The sequence below is a fragment of the Nocardia arthritidis NBRC 100137 genome (assembly GCF_001612765.1).
GTDB lineage: Bacteria > Actinomycetota > Actinomycetes > Mycobacteriales > Mycobacteriaceae > Nocardia > Nocardia arthritidis.
The window spans coordinates 1-18151 of sequence record NZ_BDBB01000071.1 but is presented as its reverse complement, the minus strand read 5'-3'; the positions used below and the strand labels follow the sequence as shown (position 1 = coordinate 18151).

13 protein-coding genes, 4 tRNA genes and 1 pseudogene are annotated in these 18151 nt (G+C 67.8%); 11 read left to right on the top strand and 7 right to left on the bottom strand.

The window, feature by feature from the left end:
• The 4 genes and pseudogenes from NA8_RS34780 to NA8_RS31445 all read right to left on the bottom strand — a co-directional run.
• Positions 1-318: pseudogene (locus NA8_RS34780) on the bottom strand (LCP family protein); the annotation flags it as partial.
• 161 nt (positions 319-479) lie between these two features.
• The gene (gene dusB, locus NA8_RS31455) at positions 480-1607 is read right to left on the bottom strand and encodes a tRNA dihydrouridine synthase DusB (protein ID WP_218019534.1); all 1128 of its coding nucleotides are present in this window, start codon (positions 1605-1607) and stop codon (positions 480-482) included.
• A gap of 149 nt (positions 1608-1756) precedes the next feature.
• The gene (locus NA8_RS31450; protein ID WP_063053932.1) at positions 1757-2728 is read right to left on the bottom strand and encodes an acyl-ACP desaturase; all 972 of its coding nucleotides are present in this window, start codon (positions 2726-2728) and stop codon (positions 1757-1759) included.
• An 814-nt stretch (positions 2729-3542) separates the two neighbouring features.
• Positions 3543-3615 (bottom strand) — tRNA-Lys (locus NA8_RS31445).
• Positions 3616-4469: 854 nt separating this feature from the next.
• Between NA8_RS31445 and NA8_RS31440 the strand changes: the two genes are divergently transcribed.
• The 7 genes from NA8_RS31440 to NA8_RS31410 all read left to right on the top strand — a co-directional run bounded on the left by NA8_RS31440 (position 4470) and on the right by NA8_RS31410 (position 7719).
• Positions 4470-5135 (top strand): TetR family transcriptional regulator, encoded by a 666-nt coding sequence (locus NA8_RS31440; RefSeq protein WP_063053931.1) that lies wholly within the window; start codon positions 4470-4472, stop codon positions 5133-5135.
• Positions 5136-5229: 94 nt separating this feature from the next.
• Positions 5230-5302 (top strand) — tRNA-Glu (locus tag NA8_RS31435).
• 29 nt (positions 5303-5331) lie between these two features.
• A tRNA-Asp gene (locus tag NA8_RS31430) sits at positions 5332-5405 on the top strand.
• Positions 5406-5463: 58 nt separating this feature from the next.
• Positions 5464-5537: transfer RNA gene (locus NA8_RS31425), tRNA-Phe, on the top strand.
• A 311-nt stretch (positions 5538-5848) separates the two neighbouring features.
• On the top strand, positions 5849-6529 hold the full coding sequence (locus tag NA8_RS31420) for a GAP family protein (protein WP_063053930.1): 681 nt from the start codon (positions 5849-5851) through the stop codon (positions 6527-6529).
• Positions 6530-6603: 74 nt separating this feature from the next.
• Complete coding sequence (locus NA8_RS31415) at positions 6604-6786, top strand: hypothetical protein (protein WP_063053929.1); 183 nt, start codon at positions 6604-6606, stop codon at positions 6784-6786.
• A gap of 213 nt (positions 6787-6999) precedes the next feature.
• Positions 7000-7719, top strand: coding sequence for a polyprenol monophosphomannose synthase (locus NA8_RS31410; protein ID WP_281199198.1), 720 nt, complete (start codon positions 7000-7002; stop codon positions 7717-7719).
• A gap of 236 nt (positions 7720-7955) precedes the next feature.
• Here the strand turns inward: NA8_RS31410 and NA8_RS31405 are convergent, their stop codons facing one another.
• Both NA8_RS31405 and NA8_RS31400 read right to left on the bottom strand, forming a co-directional pair.
• On the bottom strand, positions 7956-9413 hold the full coding sequence (locus NA8_RS31405) for an HAD-IB family hydrolase (protein WP_084467232.1): 1458 nt from the start codon (positions 9411-9413) through the stop codon (positions 7956-7958).
• Complete coding sequence (locus NA8_RS31400) at positions 9410-11878, bottom strand: glycerol-3-phosphate 1-O-acyltransferase (RefSeq protein ID WP_084467231.1); 2469 nt, start codon at positions 11876-11878, stop codon at positions 9410-9412. The genes NA8_RS31405 and NA8_RS31400 overlap by 4 nt, the downstream gene beginning before the upstream one ends.
• A gap of 283 nt (positions 11879-12161) precedes the next feature.
• Between NA8_RS31400 and nbtS the strand changes: the two genes are divergently transcribed.
• Complete coding sequence (gene nbtS / locus NA8_RS31395; protein WP_063053926.1) at positions 12162-13472, top strand: nocobactin biosynthesis salicylate synthase NbtS; 1311 nt, start codon at positions 12162-12164, stop codon at positions 13470-13472.
• 57 nt (positions 13473-13529) lie between these two features.
• On the opposite strand, the gene NA8_RS31390 is transcribed toward nbtS, so the two are convergent.
• Positions 13530-15146, bottom strand: coding sequence for a (2,3-dihydroxybenzoyl)adenylate synthase (locus NA8_RS31390; RefSeq protein WP_063053933.1), 1617 nt, complete (start codon positions 15144-15146; stop codon positions 13530-13532).
• A gap of 135 nt (positions 15147-15281) precedes the next feature.
• Here NA8_RS31390 and NA8_RS31385 point away from each other — a divergent pair, with 135 nt between their 5' ends.
• From NA8_RS31385 to NA8_RS31375, 3 genes are all read left to right on the top strand, one after another.
• Entirely contained in the window at positions 15282-16160 is an 879-nt protein-coding gene (locus tag NA8_RS31385; RefSeq protein WP_063053925.1) for an oxidoreductase, read from the top strand.
• 114 nt (positions 16161-16274) lie between these two features.
• Entirely contained in the window at positions 16275-16745 is a 471-nt protein-coding gene (locus NA8_RS31380) for a carboxymuconolactone decarboxylase family protein (protein ID WP_063053924.1), read from the top strand.
• A gap of 235 nt (positions 16746-16980) precedes the next feature.
• Positions 16981-18072, top strand: coding sequence for a 3-deoxy-7-phosphoheptulonate synthase (locus NA8_RS31375; protein ID WP_063053923.1), 1092 nt, complete (start codon positions 16981-16983; stop codon positions 18070-18072).
• The last annotated feature ends 79 nt before the right edge of the window (positions 18073-18151 follow it).

Genomic DNA, 18151 nt, shown 5'->3' with positions numbered 1-18151 from the left:
ACGGCGTCCTCGGCCGGGCGCGGCGGCCTGGTCGGGCGGGGTGGGTTCCGCGCGGCGTCCTCGGCTGGGTGCGGCGCCCGGGTCCGGCGGTGCGGAATCGGCGCGACGGCCTCGGCGGCCACTGCGTTCGTTGTCGACCCGCTGGACCAGATCCTGGACCGTCAGGGGCGCGGAACTCTGGTCCGGAGTGGCGTCGGTATGGCGCGAACGACGAGACGTGCGTGCGGCGTCTGCTTCGGAGCTGTCCGCCGCGGGATACCGCTCCCACGGGGCGCGACCTCCGGGCCGTGGCGAACGCCCGTGCCGATCGTCACCCACCAACGAACCTCGCTTTTCGTCCTGCTTTTCCGCTCAGGTCACACTCGACCGGCGGCACCGATTCCGCAATGATAACGATTCCGCCACGGGGGGCCACCCCGCCGAGAAATCGAACAGGTCACAGCTGTTTCGGCCATGTCGTTCGCTGCGCGGTTGCCCGATCAGCCGCCACTGTGCATCACATCGGCCGCGCGTGGCACCGCGGGATCGTCCGGATCGTCGAGCCAGCCGTGCGGCAGCGCGACCTTGCCCGGCGAGCCCTGACGCCCGCGTGGGCCCTCCGCGTCCTTGGGGAAGGGCGCGGTCGGATCGAGCTGCCCGACAAGATCTCCCAGCCGAGCGAGGCTGTCCACGGTGGCGAACGCGCGACGTAGGTCGGCGCCGACCGGGAAGCCCATCAAATACCAGGCCATGTGCTTGCGCAGGTCACGCATGGCCTTGTCCTCTCCGAGGTGCTCGGCCAGCAGCGCCCCGTGCCGGTACAGCACGGCGCCGGCCCGGCCCAGATCGGGCGCGGCGGGCAGCGGCTCCCCGCGCAGCGCCGCCTGCAGTTCGGCGAACAGCCACGGTCTGCCCAGGCAGCCGCGGCCGACGACCACGCCGTCGCACCCGGTCTCGTCCATCATGCGGACCGCGTCGTCCGCCGAGAAGATGTCGCCGTTGCCAAGGACCGGGATCGAGGTGACGGCTTCTTTGAGCCGGGCGATCGCGGTCCAGTCGGCCTGACCGGAGTAGCGCTGCGCAGCCGTGCGCGCGTGCAACGCGACCGCCCGCGCGCCTTCGGCTTCCGCGATGCGTCCCGCGTCCAGATAGGTGCGGTGGTCGTCGTCGATGCCGATGCGAAACTTCAGGGTGATCGGGACCCCCGCCGGTTCCGCCGCCCTCACCATGGCGCGCACGATGTGCCGGAACAGCGTCCGCTTGTACGGCAGGGCGGCGCCGCCGCCGAGCCGGGTGACCTTGGGCACGGGGCAGCCGAGGTTGAGGTCGATGTGGTCGGCCCAGCCCTCGCCGGCGATGATGCGCACCGCTTCGCCGAGCGTGTCCGGGTCCACGCCGTAGAGCTGCATCGAGCGGGGATGCTCGTCGGCATCGAAGGACATCATGTGCAGCGTCTTCTCGTTGCGCTCGACCACCGCTCGCGCGGTGATCATCTCGCACACGTAGATCGAGGTAGGGCTGCCGAATTCCCGGCACAACTTGCGGAACGCCAGATTCGTGATGCCGGCCATCGGCGCGAGCACGACCGGCGGATCGACCGGATACGGCCCGATCCGCAGTTTCGTCATCGCCTCGGTAGTCATCGTCACGCCGACCAGTGTCTCATTTCCGCACGTAAGTCGGCCGGATCGGGTCATAGCGCGGCGCGGCACCGTGCCGTTCATACAACCGCCGCCGCCCTCGGACTCCGGGGCGGCGGCGTGCTGTATTCGGGCGCTCAGCCTACGGAGCTGCCCGCCATCTGACGGTCGCGCTTGGCGGCCTCGCGGGCCAGCATCCGGTCCCGCTGCTCCTCGAACTTGACGACGTCGTTGCTCAGCTTGTCCAGGAAAATGCCGAGGCGCTCACGGACCGCCTCGCCGCGGGCGGTGAAGTCGCTGCGCTCGAAGATGTTCCACTTCTTCAGCACCGGCTGGACGACCTCCTCCAGGTGCTGGCGCAGATCGTAGATGCCGTGCTTGGCCATCAGCACGCCGTTGCGGCGGAAGTTGGGCATGCCGGCGCCCGGCATCTGGAAGTTCTCCAGGATCAGGGTGATCGCCTCGATGGCCTGGTCAGGGGCCAGGTCGAGGGCGGCGCCGCACATGTTGCGGTAGAAGATCATGTGCAAGTTCTCGTCGGCGGCGACGCGCTGCAGCATGCGGTCGGCGATCGGGTCGTCACAGACCTTGCCGGTGTTGCGGTGGCTGACCCGGGTGGCCAGTTCCTGGAAGGTGACGTACGCGACGGAATGAAGGAAGCCCGCGTCGGCTTCGGCAGGGGAGGCGAAGCCATTGGTCATGTGGACCATCCTGGCTTCCTCGAGGGCGACCGGATCGACGCCGCGGGTGACCACCAGGTAGTCCCGCATGACGATGCCGTGGCGGTTCTCCTCGGCGGTCCAGCGGCCCACCCAGGTGCCCCACGCGCCATCCTGAGAGAAATTCTCGGCGATCTCCCGGTGATAGGAGGGCAGGTTGTCCTCGGTGAGCAGGTTGGTGACCATGGCCGCCTTCGCAACCTCGCTGAGCCGGGACTGCTCCGGATCCCAGTCCACCCCACCGAGTGCCGCGAAATTGCGGCCGTCGTCCCACGGGACGTAGTCGTGCGGATGCCATTCCTTTGCCATGGAGAGGTGCCGGTTGACGTTTTCTTCGGCAACCGGCTCCAACTCCGTCAGAAGCTCGAGTTGAGTCAGATCCCTTGCCATGTATGAACCCTTCAGTGTGTGCTTCCGGTCGTGCAGGTCGTCCCAAGGTAGACCGATACCGTTGCGGCCATACCTTACGGCACCGTAGGTGTGATGCGAAACGCATCCGTTAGACGATCGATGCCCTGGTGATCCACCACATACGACGTCTTCGCCGTTCAGTGATCCACACGAGTGTATGGGTTCTTCCTGTGAACGAGAGGACTATCGACGCGGGGCTCGCGCCGTTAGCGGGAGGTGGGGAATCGCACAATCCGCCACCGCGCTGACAATCGAACGAGTACCCAGCGTTCGCGCGTGTCGAACGCGCCGCGCCTAACCCAGCGGCGCATGCAGACATCGCGAACCCGCCGCCGGGCCGGCTTCTCGGCACCGCCCGGTTCATTCACCGCGATCGATCGCGTGGCCCCACATGGGACAACTCGTCAACCTCCGAGCGGAGAGCTGCGCGATCAGCACCTGCTCCGTGAAGTGACTATGTCTTTTGTCACAGTCCGGCCGGTTGCCCCTGGGCATCTCGCCGCAGGTAGGCCTATGAGGCTGCCTCGTCTTGTCCACTCTCCAGCCGAGGCGTCCGCAATCCCTCGCATGGTGGCCCACTATCTCCGCCGCATAGAGGACTGTAGAAAGGAGCCCGTCGAACGGCTTGGCGGCCGAGGCGTCGAGGTGGGCTCTGATGACCGCGAAGCATTGTGCGCGAGGTCGGAGAGTAGAGCCTCGACGCGGATGTCCGGACCGGAATAAACGGTGCTTCACTGCGGGGAACTTCGCGAAACAGGTCGGGCGCCCGGAGTGTCCGGGCGCCCGACCGCTGTGCCCCCAGTAGGGCTCGAACCTACGACCTGCGGATTAAAAGTCCGTAGCTCTACCAACTGAGCTATAGGGGCGCGGAGGAACAGTGTAGTGGGATCGGGGGCGGATGCCCCAATCGGGGGAGTTCGTGTCGGCGGGCGGGATGGATGGGTGGGGTCGGCGTGGCGTCGCGGGCGCGTCGCGTGGCGGCGTGGCGGCGGGTAACACGGCGTGCGCGCCGGGCGATGTGGGCGGTAAACACTTGGCACCCAGCTTTGTTCATCTTAGCCGGATCTGGATATCATTCAATCGTGTTGGCTGGCAATGTCTTTGGATTTGCAGGGGGTGAACGGCTCTGGCCGGGCGAGGCTCGTGGGGCGAGTTGGCGGGCGAAACGTGGGCGGCGGCCGGTTGTCCGGCTTGCCGGTCGGATCGCGTGAACAATCCTGGGCTGCTGGCGAATTCGCGCACCCTCCGGAAGGGCCGATTGGGTTGCCAAATATTTGCCGTAACAGAAAGCGGAATCGGATGGTTACCTGACTCCTCGGTTTGCCGCGTGTCGGATCGGGATTCCGGGTACGGTGACGCCTTGGTGAATTCCGAAAGAATCGTCGACTCGATCGACGCTACGGAATTCGGATTGTCGTTTCCGTGTCCGAAGGCGCCGCGGCCGGTCCGGCCGGCCACGGCTCGACGGAACTCGATGCCGCAGGAGGAGGCACGTTCTGGACGAAGAAATGCCCGGATGCGCACCCCCTGCGGCGCACCCGGGCAGGCAAACTATACCAGCTGGTGTGTTACAGGTTTTTCGCGAGTTTTCGTACCGAAGGTTTGAAATCGGACGAAAACCGGGTTCGACGTATTGATAAAACTCATGAATTCGCGCCGAGGGTCCGTTCCTTCGGGGGTGGCTGTTTGGCGGCGAGTAGGCTTCGGAGGCGTTTCGAGCATGGCACGGCAGCAAGAGCGGGCGCGCCGGACACGGGCGGCGATTATCAGGTCCGCCGCCGTTGAGTTCGGGAAGAGCGGCTATGCCGCTGCATCGCTCAACCGCATATTGGAAGGGTCGCGTGCCACCAAGGGCGCCATGTACTTCCATTTCGATTCGAAAGAAGATCTGGCACGCGCGGTGCTGGAGACCGCGGTGGAACGCTACCGCGCCTCCGCTGAGCGCTGGCTGGCCCGAACGGATCTCAGTCCGCTGGACATCCTGCACGGGGTGGTCGACGAGATCGCGCTGCGGCTCGAGCACGACATCATCGTGCAGGCCGAGTACCGGCTGATCATCGAGCCGGACTTCTACCGTGACGTGCAGGCCGGCGGCGGCCGCATCCTGGGCCGCACCACCAGGGTGCTCACCGTCCGAGCCATCGACCACGGGCAGCTGCGCGTCGACGCCGACCCCGACCGGTTCACCCGCACGCTCGCCGCCGCGCTCGCCGGCCAGCGATACATGGTGGACCTGCTCGGCGGGCAGGTCGATCTGCGGGCACGGTTCGAGGAGGCGCTCGAGGTCGTGATGGAGGCGATGGCTACCCCGGAATGGCTGGAGAAATTCCGCAGCGACGGCTGGCGCACCCAGGCCCGCTTGGAGGAGCTCGGTTTGAGCCTCTGACCAGCCGGTTTGGGAATCGAGTCCGGTCTGTCATAAGCTATCCCAGCTCCCAACGGACAGCCGTTGAAAGCCGGTCCGGAGAAATCCGGGGCGAGCCCCCTTCGTCTAGCGGCCTAGGACGCCGCCCTTTCAAGGCGGTAGCGCGGGTTCGAATCCCGTAGGGGGTACGATCTTCGGATCGTTGGTAGCAGAGCATGGCCCTGTGGCGCAGTTGGTTAGCGCGCCGCCCTGTCACGGCGGAGGTCGCGGGTTCGAGTCCCGTCAGGGTCGCAAGTAAGCGCCGGAGATGTCCGGCGTTTCGCGTATGGCATTCATTTCGGGTGCCTGCGGCCAGGTAGCTCAGTTGGTACGAGCGTCCGCCTGAAAAGCGGAAGGTCGCCGGTTCGATCCCGGCCCTGGCCACTCCACTCGTAGGCGAGCCCTGTTCACGGAATGTGTGAACGGGGCTCGTTTCGTCATTTCTTCTGGGGGTGCAACCCCCACCCCAGCCCGGCGGGCTTCGCCCTCGGACCCCCATTGGTTGTGGTTGCGTTCGGGGGTGTCGTTCGGATTGGTTCTCCGCCTGCCAGGCGGTGTCGTCTGGCGAATCGGCGGGGTTGTTCTGGGTGGTCTCCGATCGTCGGCGGTTCGCGTGGTGTGGTGAATCACACGGTGGCGCATCCGGGTTCGGGATCGGGTGGTCACCCGGCCGCCGCGGGTAGGCTGGCGCGGCCATGTCGACCCTTCTCCTCGCCCTCGCGGGGTTCGCTTTCCTCGACTCGCTCGACCTGTTGCTGATCGGCGTCACCACGGCTGTGGTCTACGACAGCAGGTTGAGCCGTCGTTCGCCGCTGGTGGGCGGTCTGAGCTTGCTGGCGGGCGTCTTCGCCGTCACCACCGCCTTCGGGATCTGCACCATTCTCGGGGTCGGCTTTCTGACCGATCTGATCGACTTCGAGATCACGCCGGCAATTCGGTACTGGGGCGAACTCGCCGCCGGGATGTTGTTGATCGTTCTCGCGAGCATTCGGATGACGGGGACGGCGGCCCCGCGGACGACGCCGGCATTGCGACGCCGACCGTGGATACTCGCCGGCCTCGGCGTGGCGATCGGTATCGCGCAGGCGCCGACAGCGGTGCCATATCTCGCCGGACTCGCGATGATCTCCGCGCGGCATCCGCTGCCGGCGTTGTGGCCACTGATCGTCGTCGCGTATTGCGCGCTCGCATTGCTGCCGCCGCTGGTGATACTCGGCCTCGCGCTGCGGCGGACGACCGGAGCGCGGCGGATGTATCGAAAAGTTGTTCGCATTATCACCGCGTACGGCCCGATCTCGGTGCGCGTACTGTTCGCGATCTTCGGGGTGGTTCTCCTGTGCGACGCGTTCGTCCATTACCGAAGCCTCCGGTGGTGAATTGCGATCGCCGAGTCCGGCAATGGATGGCGTAAATGCGGTTGAGGCCCGGTGTTCGGTGGGATGCTGGAGGTATGGCTGAGCGCTGGTATTACTGCTTGAAGCACAAACGAGCCGAGCAAGGGCGGCAGTGCTGGTTCCGCGACCGGATGGGGCCGTACCCGGACCAGGCGACGGCGGAACGTGCGCTCGAGATCGCGCAGGCGCGCAACACGCGGGAAGACGCCAGGGACCGATCCTGGCGGGACGGCGACTGAGGCGGCGCGGGGGCACGGCTCGCGGAAAGGCTTCCCCCGCACGGTGAAGTTGATCTTGAGCCGCAGGTCGGAGGCTCGGGCGGTACGGCGCCTGGTGCGGCCGCTCAGTTCGCGATCAGGTGTATCGAGTACGGTTCTCCAGAACTCGACGAATGCTCGGAGGTCCTGGCGTGGGCTGCGAGCGGAAACCAGGATCAGCAGGGAGGGCGACCCTTGAGGGTTACCGTTGTTGTGCCGACCTACAACGAGCGGGAGAATTTGCCGGTTGCGGTGGAGCGGCTGACCGCGCTGCCGGTGCCCGACCTGCATGTACTCGTGGTGGACGACAGCTCGCCGGACGGCACCGGCGAGGTGGCCGACAAGCTGGCCGCCGAACTGCCGAACGTGGTGGGTGTGCTGCACCGGACCGAGAAGGACGGGCTCGGGCGTGCGTACGTGGCGGGTATCACGCGCGCACTGGACGAAGGCGCGGACGTGGTGATCCAGATGGACGCCGACCTGTCGCATCCCGCCGAAGTGATCCCGGCCATGCTGGAGAAGCTGACCACCACCGACGCGGGCGTGGTGCTCGGCTCCCGCTACGTCCCGGGCGGCTCGACCGCCGCGGAATGGAAGTGGTACCGCAAGGCGCTGTCGGCCTGGGCCAACTTCTACGTGAACCTGATCCTGCGGCTGGGCGTCAAGGACGCCACCGCGGGCTTCAAGGCGTGGAAGGCCGATACCCTGCGCGCCATCGAGGTGGGCGCGATCCGCAGCAACGGATACTCCTTCCAGGTCGAGATGAACTACCGCACCATCAAGAAGGGGATCGCGATCGCCGAGGTGCCGATCCGGTTCGAGGAGCGCACGCTCGGGGCGTCCAAGATGAGCCTCAAAGTGCAGCTGGAGTCGGCGCTCATGCCGTGGAAGCTGCTGTTCGGCCGCACGGTCTGAGCCCATGCCGACGGGCCCCGCTTCCCGAGGGAACGGGCCCGGCGCGGTTCCGGTCAGCGGCCGACGAGCCGGTTGCCCATCTCCTGCGACCGGTCACGAGCACCGGGTGACTCGCCGACAGTGCGCCGGGTACCGACAACGTCCGAGTGCGCGGCGACGGTCGCGCCGTCGGCCAGCTGAGCAAACGGCGATACAGCGGCCGACAGGGGGAAGCGGCGCGGCGTGCTCTCAGCTGATCAGCGGGGCCAGTTCAGGAGCGTGTCGACGAACAATCGGCGGACCTCCGCCACTTTCTCGTCCAAATCGCCGGGATCCCACGCGCTGACGTCGATCGGATCGAGGATCGCCACGTCGACCGTTCCGGGGCGGGCGACCATCGCGTTGCGCCGGCAGATCTCGCCCGCGTTCCGGATGACCACCGGGATCACCGGCACCCCCGCCTGCATCGCGATGTGGAACGCGCCTTTCTTGAACCGCCCGACCTCGGGGGTGTAGGAACGAGTTCCTTCCGGCGCCACCGCGACCGACAAGCCGCCGCGCAGGGTCTCCACCACCGGTCGCAACGCCGCCCTGGCCTGCGCGGTGTTCGCGCGATTGATGAACGTCACGCCGACGAAGCGCATGAGCGGTCCGAAGACCGGATTCTTGGTCAGCTCCTTCTTGCCGATCGCGGTCACGCCGCCGCCGAGCACCTCGGGCACGATGATGATGTCGAACTGGCTCTGGTGGTTGAACAGGAAGACCGCGGGCCGCGGCGATTTCGCGTTCTCGGCGCCGGTGACCCGCACCCGCACTCCCGCGATGCGCAGCGTGTTGCGCGCCGCGTGCGCCATCAACGCGTCGGCCATCTGTCGCCGGTCCTTCGTGGGCGCTTTCGACGCGACTCCGAACAGCGCGCCTCCGAACAGCCCGGCGAACCCCGCGGCGGTACGCGCGTAGTCGCTCGCACGCGGCCGGGGGCGCGGCCGGAACATCAGCTCGCTCCAGCGCTGCCGGTCGGCGATGGCGTCCAGCGCGTCGTCGGGGTTCACCGCCACGGGATGTCCCACCAGCGACAGCACGGGCAGGTCGGCGATCGCGCCGGCATAGGCGTAGCTGCGCCTCAGATCCACCTCATGCGTGGCGGCGAACTCGGCGACCGCCTCGGCCTTGCGGTTGCCCCACAGCGCCTTTCCGTCGGGATGCCCGGTGAGCACGCCGTGGTCGGTGGCCATGGGCGTGCAGAGCACGTGCTCGATGCCCAGTTGCGCAGCGGCGGGTGCGACTTGGAACCGGGTCAGCGAGCTGACCAGGACGATAGTGTGCCCGGCCGCGCGGTGCGTCCGGATCAGCTGCCATGCCTCGGGGTAGAGGTACTCGTAGACGGTGCGCTGGAACAGACGCCTGCCCAGATCGTCGAGTTCCTCTTCGGAACGCCCGGCCAGCGCCTCGGACAGCTCACGGAGGAACCGGCTGTATTCGCCGTCGGTCATGTGCTCGCGGATGCCGCCGAGCAGCACGTCGGCGGGCTTGCGGCGCAGCCGGTGTCGCGGTCCGGGGCCGTCGACGACAGCGCCCCCGAAATCGAAGACCGCGGCGATCGCGCGGCCCTGCGGCCCGGAACGTATGGCGGCGAGCGCGGCGTCGAGATCAGCGCGCGCGCGTCGGTCATCGAACCTCCCGGATACCGCCGTGCTTTCGCGTCGATCGCTCACCGCGCCTCCCGGTTGGACGGGTCGAGCGCGGCGGCCTGCGCGATGCGGGTCCCGATATCGCGCAGACGTTCGGCGAATTCGATTCTGCGCTGGAGCAATTCCGCGCGGAGCTCCTCCGGGTCGTCGTCGTCCGCCGTCTCGAGCAGGCCGTAGTTGTCGGCGAGCTTCAGGGCGCTGGTGAACAACTCGGTGGAGACCGACTCCGGGCTGTGTAGTCGTTGCTGCAACTTCATCTGCTTGCCGACCGCCACGCATTCGGTGATGAACTCCTTGCGGTCGATCTCGTCGCACGCGTCCCGGGCGGCGAGCCGTTCGGCCACCACCAGCTGCGCGTCGACGAAGGAGCGCAGCACGCGGTGGGCCATGGTGAAGCCGGATGCGGTGAGCTTCGCCAGGATGTCCGAGCCGAAGGTGTCGCGCCGGGTGTGGCTGTACCAGTCCGGATCCACCAGGAGCATCTCCGCGACCATCTGATCGGCGAACTCGCCGCGCTCGGGGAAGAAGAACTCGAACTTCAGCAGATCGCGCAGGCGGAACGCCTCGTCCCAGCCGGTGTTGAGGGCATCGGCCTCGTCGTTGTCGACCGCGGACAGGATAGACAGCTCGAGGATGGCGCGGTTGACGAACCAGTGCACGGCGCTGTTGCGGTAGAAGGCGGCTTCGAGATGCGCGCCCGGCTCGATCGAGTACACCGGCTCGATCCCGCCGCGATACACCGTCACCACCTTGGCCAGCGAAAGCTGTTCCAGCACCACGGCCAGGCCCTGGTCGTCGCGCAGCGCGTCGAGTTCGCCGCGCGGCAGCTCGCGCTTGTCGATGTAGCCGAGCACCGGGTCGAGCACCGTGCGCACCTCGCCCAGGGTGAGGGCGCGCCCGTCCACCCCCAGCAGCGCCAGGGTGACCAGCGCGTTGACCGTGATCGGCGTGACCGCGTTGATGCCGACCGCGACTTCGAAAGCGAGCCGTTGCACGGCCTTCCGTTCCAGCTCGGCGACTTCCGGCGGATCGCTGTCGACGACGCCCGCTTCGGGGCGCGGCGGCGGAATCGGCTCGGTGTGGTGCAGCGGGATGGTCAGCGGCGGGGTCGTGAGCGGATCGCCGTACGCGGAGAGCCGATCGCGGGCCGACAGCGGCTCGCCGAAGCGGACGTAGACGTGCCCGGCGGAGTGTTGTTGACTGCGGATGTAGCGCGCCAGCCAGGTCAGCCCCTCGGGTTTCTTCTTGCCGCCTTCCTGCTCGGTGGCGATGGCGCCGAGTTCGTTGAGCCGCTCGTAGGTGATCGAGACCGGCACCAGCATGACGTCGTCGATGCGGTTCGAACGAACCGCCGCGGCAAGGTAGTTCAGCAGGCCGTAGCGCGGTGGCCGCAGCTTTCCGGTGCGGGTGCGGCCGCCCTCGAAGTACCACTCCAGGTTGAAGCGCTTGGCCAGCAGATAGGCGAAGTACTCCTCCACGACGGCCTTGTAGACCTCGTCGTCGCCGAAACTGCGCCGGATGAACACCGTCCCGGTGCGCCGGGCGATCGGGCCCATCGGCCAGAAGCCCAGATTCGCGCCGCCGATCACGTGGTTCGGCGGGAAGTCGTTGCGGGCCAGCACGTCTCCCAGCACGAACGCGTCGACGTACGAGCGGTGCGAAGGCAGGAACACCAGCGGATAGCGGCGGTTGAGATCGCGCAACCCGGTCAGGCCGGACTCGTCGGGGTCCACCTTCCAGGTCGAGGCGTGCACCGGCCGCATGGCCTGGGTGAACAGGTCGGAGACCAGCCTGCTCTGGGCGGCGACCAGTTCGTTGAGCCCCTTCTCCGCGCGGCGATACACCTCGTGCGGGCTCGCCCCGATCTGGTCGGCGATCAGCTCCAGCCTGCGCAGGAAGTCGGGGGAGTCGAGAATCTCCTCCGCGACCAGCTTGGGCACCTTGTACCGGTCGCCGATGATGGTGCGTTCGGCGCGTTCGAGCGCCACCACCGCCGCGCGCACGACGGCGCGGGCGAACGGCTCGGCGGTGCCCTTGTCGAACAGCGTCGAAGCCTCCGGGTTGTTCGCGCGCAGCTCGCTGAGCCGGGCGGGCGCACCGGTCAGCACGACGTGCCGGTCCGGTGACTTGGCCAGCAGCCTGCGCTGGGCCAGCCGATTGGGCTTGCGCGGGTTGGTCAGCAGGGCGAGATCGGCGAAGGTGACGCGGCGCACGCCGTCGCGTTCCGGGGGCAGCCACAGCACGCGGATCGGCACCACCAGCGGATCGTCGCGCCTGCCGACCAGCCGGGCGGCGATGGCGCCCGCGTCCAGGTCCAGCTGCGTGACCGGTGCGTCGGTGCCGAACTCCGTGCCGATCCCGCCGTCGGCGAGCCACTTGCCGACGAGTTCGCGTTCCACCCCCGAGGCGGCGTCGACCAGGGCCACCACCGATCTCGGTGCGGTCCCGGGCCCGGTTGTCGCGGGTGAATCGCCGCGGTGATCGATCATCGATGTTCTTCCCTCCGCAGGTGACGCTCTCCACTATTCAATCCCGGCGGGTGCATTCCCCGCAGGCAGTCGGCGCGTCGAGTTCGGTTCGGCGGGCACGGGATGGCGTGATCGTCGCACGGGATGCGGGGTGAGCGCGGCGAAAGTAGTTGCCGTACGGGGACCTCCGTCCCGGAGCGCACACTCGGCGCCCGGGTTGTGGCCGCGAGCACACCCGCACAATAAAGGAGGTAATGCTAACCTTACCTGCACAAGTTAGGCCAGGTTTACCTTTGGAGGATCGTTGTCGACCACGGAACGCCTGCGGGTTGAGTATGTGACCGATCCGGCGGCAGCGATGTCCCGGCTGGCGGGGTCGGATCGGTTCGGCGAGTACGTGATGTACGAGCGTCCGGGGGAGTGGGTGTTCGCCGCCGATCCGATCGGCAGTGTCGAACTGGACGTGCGGGAGCTGCGCGTCACCTGGGCGGGGCAGACCACGATCAGCCGGTGGGAAGGCAATCCGGCGGGAGTGATCGATCGGGCGCTGGGCGCGCTTCCCCTCGACGGGCGCAACGCCTACGGCTGGATCGGATTCGAGTTCTGCGCGTGGGCGCTCGACGCCACCGAGCACTTGGATCCGCGCACCTCGATCGCGCACCTGATGGTTCCGCGAATCGAGGTGCGGGTGGGTGAATCCGGCGTGCGGATATCGGGTGCGACGCCGACGGAGATCGGAGACATCCACGACCTGATCGCGCAGTCGCAGAACCCCGAACTGCCGCAGGCGCATCCGGCCGACATCCGCATCGATCCGACCGGTTACCGGGACCGGGTGGCCGAGGCGGTCGGCGAGATCCAGGCCGGGCGGTATCAGAAGGTCATCCTGTCCAGGAAGGTCGAACTGCCGTTCACCGTGGACGTTCCGGCCACCTATCGCCTCGGGCGCGCGCACAACACGCCCGCGCGCTCGTTCCTGCTGCGGCTCGGCGGTTTGGAGGCGGCGGGCTTCAGCCCCGAACTGGTCGCGTCGGTGGACGACGACCGGGTGGTGACCACCGAACCGCTGGCGGGTACCCGGGCCTTCGGACGTGGGTCCGCGGCCGATCTCGCCGCCAGGGCCGACCTGGTGACCGACCCGAAAGAGATCGTCGAGCACGCGATCTCGGTGCAGACCTCGTTCGCGGAGATCGCGGCCGTCGCGGACCCCGGCACGCCCGCGGTGTCGGATTTCATGGCCGTGCGCGAGCGGGGCAGTGTGCAGCATCTGGCGTCCACGGTGCGTGGACGGCTGGCCGCCGACCGGTCCAGCTGGGACGCGCTGGAGGTGCTGTTCCCCTCGGTGACGGCCTCGGGTATCCCCAAGCGTGCGGGCGTCGACTCGGTATTCCGGCTCGATCACGACCCGCGCGGGCTGTATTCCGGTGCGGTGGTGACCGTTTCGCCGACCGGCGCGCTGGAGGCGACCCTCGTGCTGCGCGCGGTGTACCAGAACGCCGAGGGAGCTTGGCTGCGCGCGGGCGCGGGCATCGTCGGCCAGTCGCGGCCGGAGCGCGAATTCGAGGAGACCTGCGAGAAGCTGGGCAGCATCGCGCCCTACGTCGTCAAGGCATAGCGGAAGCCGAACGGGCAGCGCACCGATGATGCGCTGCCCGCCGGTCTTGCGGCAGTGCTACAGCTCGGTGCGCAATGCCTTCTTGTCGATCTTGCCCACCGCGGTGATCGGCAGTTCGTCGCTGCGGCGTAACACGTCCGGCAGTTTGTAGGCAGCCAGCCCGCGCGCGGTCAGGAAGGTCTTGATCTCCGCCGGCGTGGGCATCTCGCCGTCGACGACCAAGACGGCGCAGACTTTCTCGCCCAGCGCCGCGTCCGGCAGCCCGACGGCGGCGGCCTGCCGGACGGCGGGATGGGCGAGCAGATGCTCCTCGAGTTCGTCGCAGGAGACGTTCTCGCCGCCGCGGTTGATCACATCCTTGATCCGGCCGGACACCACGAGATGCCCGCTGGACAGGCGACGGACCAGGTCGCCGCTGCGATAGAAGCCGTCCGGGGTGAACGCGCGCGCGTTGTGCTCGGGTGCGCGGTAGTAGCCGCGGATCGTGTAAGGACCCCTGGTCAGCAGTTCGCCCTCCGCGCCGGGAGCCACGTCGTTGCCGTCTGCGTCCACCACGCGGATCTCGTCGGCGGGGGAGAGCGGACGGCCCTGGCTGGTGTGCAGCAGTTCGGCCGAATCGTCGAGCCGGGTGTAGTTGAGCAGGCCCTCGGCCATGCCGAACACTTGCTGCAAGGTCGCGCCCAGCGCCGGGGTCACTTCCTTGGCGTTGACCTCGGCCAGTCGCGCGCCGCCCACTTGGAGCAGGCGCAGCGAAGTCAGGTCGGCCTCTTCCCATTCGGTGGCCGCGCACCAGAGCTGGGCCAGCGGCGGCACGACGGCGGTGACCGTGACCCGGTGCCGCTCGATCGCGGCGAACGCGCTCTCCGGGCTCGGGTCGCTGACGAAGGCGATCGCGCCACCGACCCCGACGGTGCCGAGGATCCCGGGGCAGGCCAGGGGGAAGTTGTGTGCGGCGGGCAGTGTCGCGAGGTATACGTCCCGCTCGCTGAGTTCGCACAGCTCGGCACTGGCGGTGGCGTTGTAGAAGTAGTCGTCGTGCGTGCGTGCGATCAGCTTCGGCAGGCCGGTGGTGCCGCCGGAGACCAGCATCAAGGCGATGTCGCACGGATCGATCTCGGGCAGTTCGCCGCCGTCACGCGGTATCGAGGCGAGACCGGTGAACGGCCCGGGATCGCCGAGTACCAGGACGTGGCGCAGCGACGGCACCGCGTCCCGCACGGTCGACGCCAGTTCCCGGTAATCGAAATCGCCCGCCCGGTCGGCGACGATGTAGCCGACCGCGTCGGAAATCCTTGCCAGGTGCTCGATTTCGGCCCGTCGATGCGCGGGCAGGCTCAACACGGGAATGATCCCGGCGCGCAGCAGACCGAACAGCACGGTCAGGAACTCGGGCACGTTCGGCAGCTGGACCACCACGCGGTCGCCGGGGACGATGCCGAGCGCGAGCAGTCCGTGGGCCATCCGGTCCGCGGCGGCGTCGATGTCGGCGTAGCTGCGTGTGCCCTCCGCGTCGAGCAGCGCGGGACGCTGTGGATGCCGGTGCGCGGTCGCCCGTAAGAGGTCCCCGAGCGGGCGTCCGGCCCAGTAACCTGCGGCTCGGTACTCCTCGGCCTTGTCCGCCGGGAAAGGTACATAGCCGTCGCGATGCGCGGACTCGGTCGGTATGGAAGTCACGGTCTGCCTCACAAGAATCAAGCCAGGGTTCCCTGATGTAGGTTAGGCAACCCTACTTGAAATGCCCGCCGCCCCGACCGGCCCGGGCGTGTTCGACTCTGCCGCCCGGTGCTGCCGCGCACTAGACTTTCCGGCATGACCAGGTGGGACACCTCGAACATCCCTGACCAGAGCGGTCGGAAGTTCATCGTGACAGGGGCCAACAGTGGCCTGGGGGCCGAGACGGTGCGCGCGCTGGCCGCGGCGGGGGGCGAGGTGGTGCTCGCCTGCCGGAATGTGACCAAAGGGGAGCGCGTGGCCGCCGGATTGAGTGACCGGGCGCAGGTGCGCGAGCTGGATCTGGCCGATCTCGCGTCGGTCCGGGCGTTCGCCGAGGGCGTCGACGGGGCCGATGTGCTGATCAACAACGCGGGCGTGATGGCCGTGCCCGAAGGTCGCACCGCCGACGGATTCGAAAAACAGATCGGCACAAACCATCTCGGTCACTTCGCGCTCACCGGACTGCTGCTGGGCAAGATCTCGGACCGGATCGTCACCGTCTCCAGCGGTGCGCATCAGGTCGGCAAGATCGACCTGGACGATCTCAACTGGGAGCGGCGCAAGTATCAGCGGTGGGCCGCCTACGGGCAGGCGAAGCTGGCCAACCTGATGTTCGCTCGCGAGTTGCAGCGCAGATTGACCGCGGCGGGCGCGTCGAAAGTCTCGGTCGCGGCGCATCCCGGCTACGCGTCCACCGAGTTGCAGTCGCACACCGAGTCGTTCCTAGACCGGGTGATGTGGGTGGGCAACCAGGTGTTCGCGCAGAGTGCCGCGATGGGCGCGCTGCCGACGTTGTACGCCGCGACCACCGACGTCGAGCCCGGCGGCTACTACGGGCCGGTCGGCTTAGGCGGCATGCGTGGATATCCGGGGCCTTCCGGTTCGTCGAAAGCGTCCAAGGACGAGAAGGTCGCGGCCGATTTGTGGCAGCTGTCGGAGAAGCTGACCGGAGTGTCCTACGCCTTCACCGAATAGCCGCCACCCGACCCGCCGAGCGCTGTGACCCAGGTCTCACTGTCCATTGTCACACTCCGCCGCACCGCGTCGTCCTCTTGATGAACCCGCAAGGAACGGCAAAGGACGAACATCATGGAACAGCGCTTCGAACTCTTCTCCAACTCGGTCGGCGGCAGCTTCATCAAGCGACTCACCATGGCCTCCAAGGTGATCAACGACTCCACCCTGGACGCCGCGACCTATGAATTGGTGAAGATCCGGGCCAGCCAGATCAACGGCTGCGGCTACTGCACCGACATGCACACCAAGGACGCCGCGCACGCGGGCGAGACCTCGGTGCGGCTCAACCTGATCGCCGCTTGGCACGAGGCCACCGTCTTCACCGAGGCCGAGCGCGCCGCACTGGCGCTCACCGAGGAGGCCACCCGGATCGGCGACGGCCGGGCGGTCAGCGACGGCGTGTGGCAGGAGGTGCGCAAGCACTACGACGACGACCAGATCGCCGCCCTCATCGCCGCCATCGCGATGATCAACGCCTGGAATCGGATGAACGTCATCGCGCGCACTCCGGCGGGGAGTTACGTCCCGGGCCAGTGGGGGTGACTCCGCGCCGACCACCGGCACCGTGGCATATCTAACAACCTCGTTCACCGATCGGTTGTCGGATGGTACTGTGCCGGACGTGCAGCGTGTGTATTTCTGGTTTAGCAAGCCGGCCTCGGGTGGGCTGGTCTGCGGCAACCACATGCGCTGACGAACTTCCACCCCGAGCCGGACGATGGACCGGCTCGACGGGATTCTCGTCCGTGGGTCGGCCCCGAGAAAAGGAACCCACGACATGACAACCGCAGCCGACGTCGACGCACGGCATTCCGATCTGGATGATCAACGCACCCTGAACGTCAGCCCGCTGCGTTCACCGGCGGAGGTGCGTCGCGTGCATCCGATCACCGATGCCCTCGCCGACACCGTCCGTGCGGGACGCAAGGCCACCGTCGAGGTGCTGAACGGCGCGGACGATCGCTTGATGGTGATCGTCGGCCCGTGCTCCGTGCACGACCCAGCCGCCGCGCTCGACTACGCGCGCCGTCTCGCGGCGAAGGCCGCCGAGCTCGGCGACCGGCTGCATGTGGTGATGCGGGTCTACTTCGAGAAGCCGCGCACCAGCCTGGGCTGGAAAGGGCTGATCAACGACCCACATCTGGACGGCTCGTTCGACGTCAACACCGGACTCGGCTTCGGCCGTAAGCTGCTGGTCGACATCACCGCCCTCGGTCTTCCGGTGGCCTGCGAGTTCCTGGACCCGATCACTCCGCAGTACATCGCGGATCTGGTGTCCTACGGCGCGATCGGCGCGCGCACCGCGGCCAGCCAGGTGCACCGCCAGCTCAGCAGCGCGTTGTCGATGCCGGTCGGGATCAAGAACGGCACCGACGGTGACGTCCAGGTGGCGGTGGACGGTGTGCGCGCGGCGGCGGCCAGCCACGTCTTCCCCGGCACCGACCTCGACGGTCGTTCCGCGCTCATCCGCACCACCGGCAACCCGGACTGCCACGTGATCCTGCGCGGCGGCAGCAACGGGCCGAACTACGACGCGGCTTCGGTCGCCGAGGCGTGCCTGCGGCTGGACAAGGCATCGTTGCCGGAGCGGATCGTGGTGGATGCCAGCCACGGCAACAGCAACAAGGACCACAACAAGCAGGTCGACGTGGTCACCGACATCGCGCGGCGGCTGGCGGCGGGCGAGACCGCAGTCGTCGGCGTCATGCTGGAGAGCTTCCTGGTCGCAGGACGTCAAGACCTCACCCTCGGCCACGCCGACGAACTCGCCTACGGACAGTCGATCACCGACGCCTGCCTGGACTGGGAAACCACCGCGAGCCAGCTGGACCGCCTGGCCGAGGCGGTGCGGCAGCGCCGCGAGAGCTGACTGGTCTCGAGCCGACGGGGCTGCGCACGCGCAGCACGCCTCGCGGGTGCAGCGGAGGTCGCGCGCCGGTCGCTCACGC

Excerpts from the sequence above, each read along its gene's own strand:
- NA8_RS31380 (WP_063053924.1), top strand. The coding sequence starts at position 16,275 with ATGGAACAGCGCTTCGAACTCTTCTCCAACTCGGTCGGCGGCAGCTTC.
- NA8_RS31415 (WP_063053929.1), top strand. The coding sequence starts at position 6,604 with ATGGCTGAGCGCTGGTATTACTGCTTGAAGCACAAACGAGCCGAGCAA.
- dusB (WP_218019534.1), bottom strand. The coding sequence starts at position 1,607 with ATGACGAAACTGCGGATCGGGCCGTATCCGGTCGATCCGCCGGTCGTG.
- NA8_RS31450 (WP_063053932.1), bottom strand. The coding sequence starts at position 2,728 with ATGGCAAGGGATCTGACTCAACTCGAGCTTCTGACGGAGTTGGAGCCG.
- NA8_RS31440 (WP_063053931.1), top strand. The coding sequence starts at position 4,470 with ATGGCACGGCAGCAAGAGCGGGCGCGCCGGACACGGGCGGCGATTATC.
- NA8_RS31375 (WP_063053923.1), top strand. The coding sequence starts at position 16,981 with ATGACAACCGCAGCCGACGTCGACGCACGGCATTCCGATCTGGATGAT.
- NA8_RS31420 (WP_063053930.1), top strand. The coding sequence starts at position 5,849 with ATGTCGACCCTTCTCCTCGCCCTCGCGGGGTTCGCTTTCCTCGACTCG.
- NA8_RS31400 (WP_084467231.1), bottom strand. The coding sequence starts at position 11,878 with ATGATCGATCACCGCGGCGATTCACCCGCGACAACCGGGCCCGGGACC.
- NA8_RS31385 (WP_063053925.1), top strand. The coding sequence starts at position 15,282 with ATGACCAGGTGGGACACCTCGAACATCCCTGACCAGAGCGGTCGGAAG.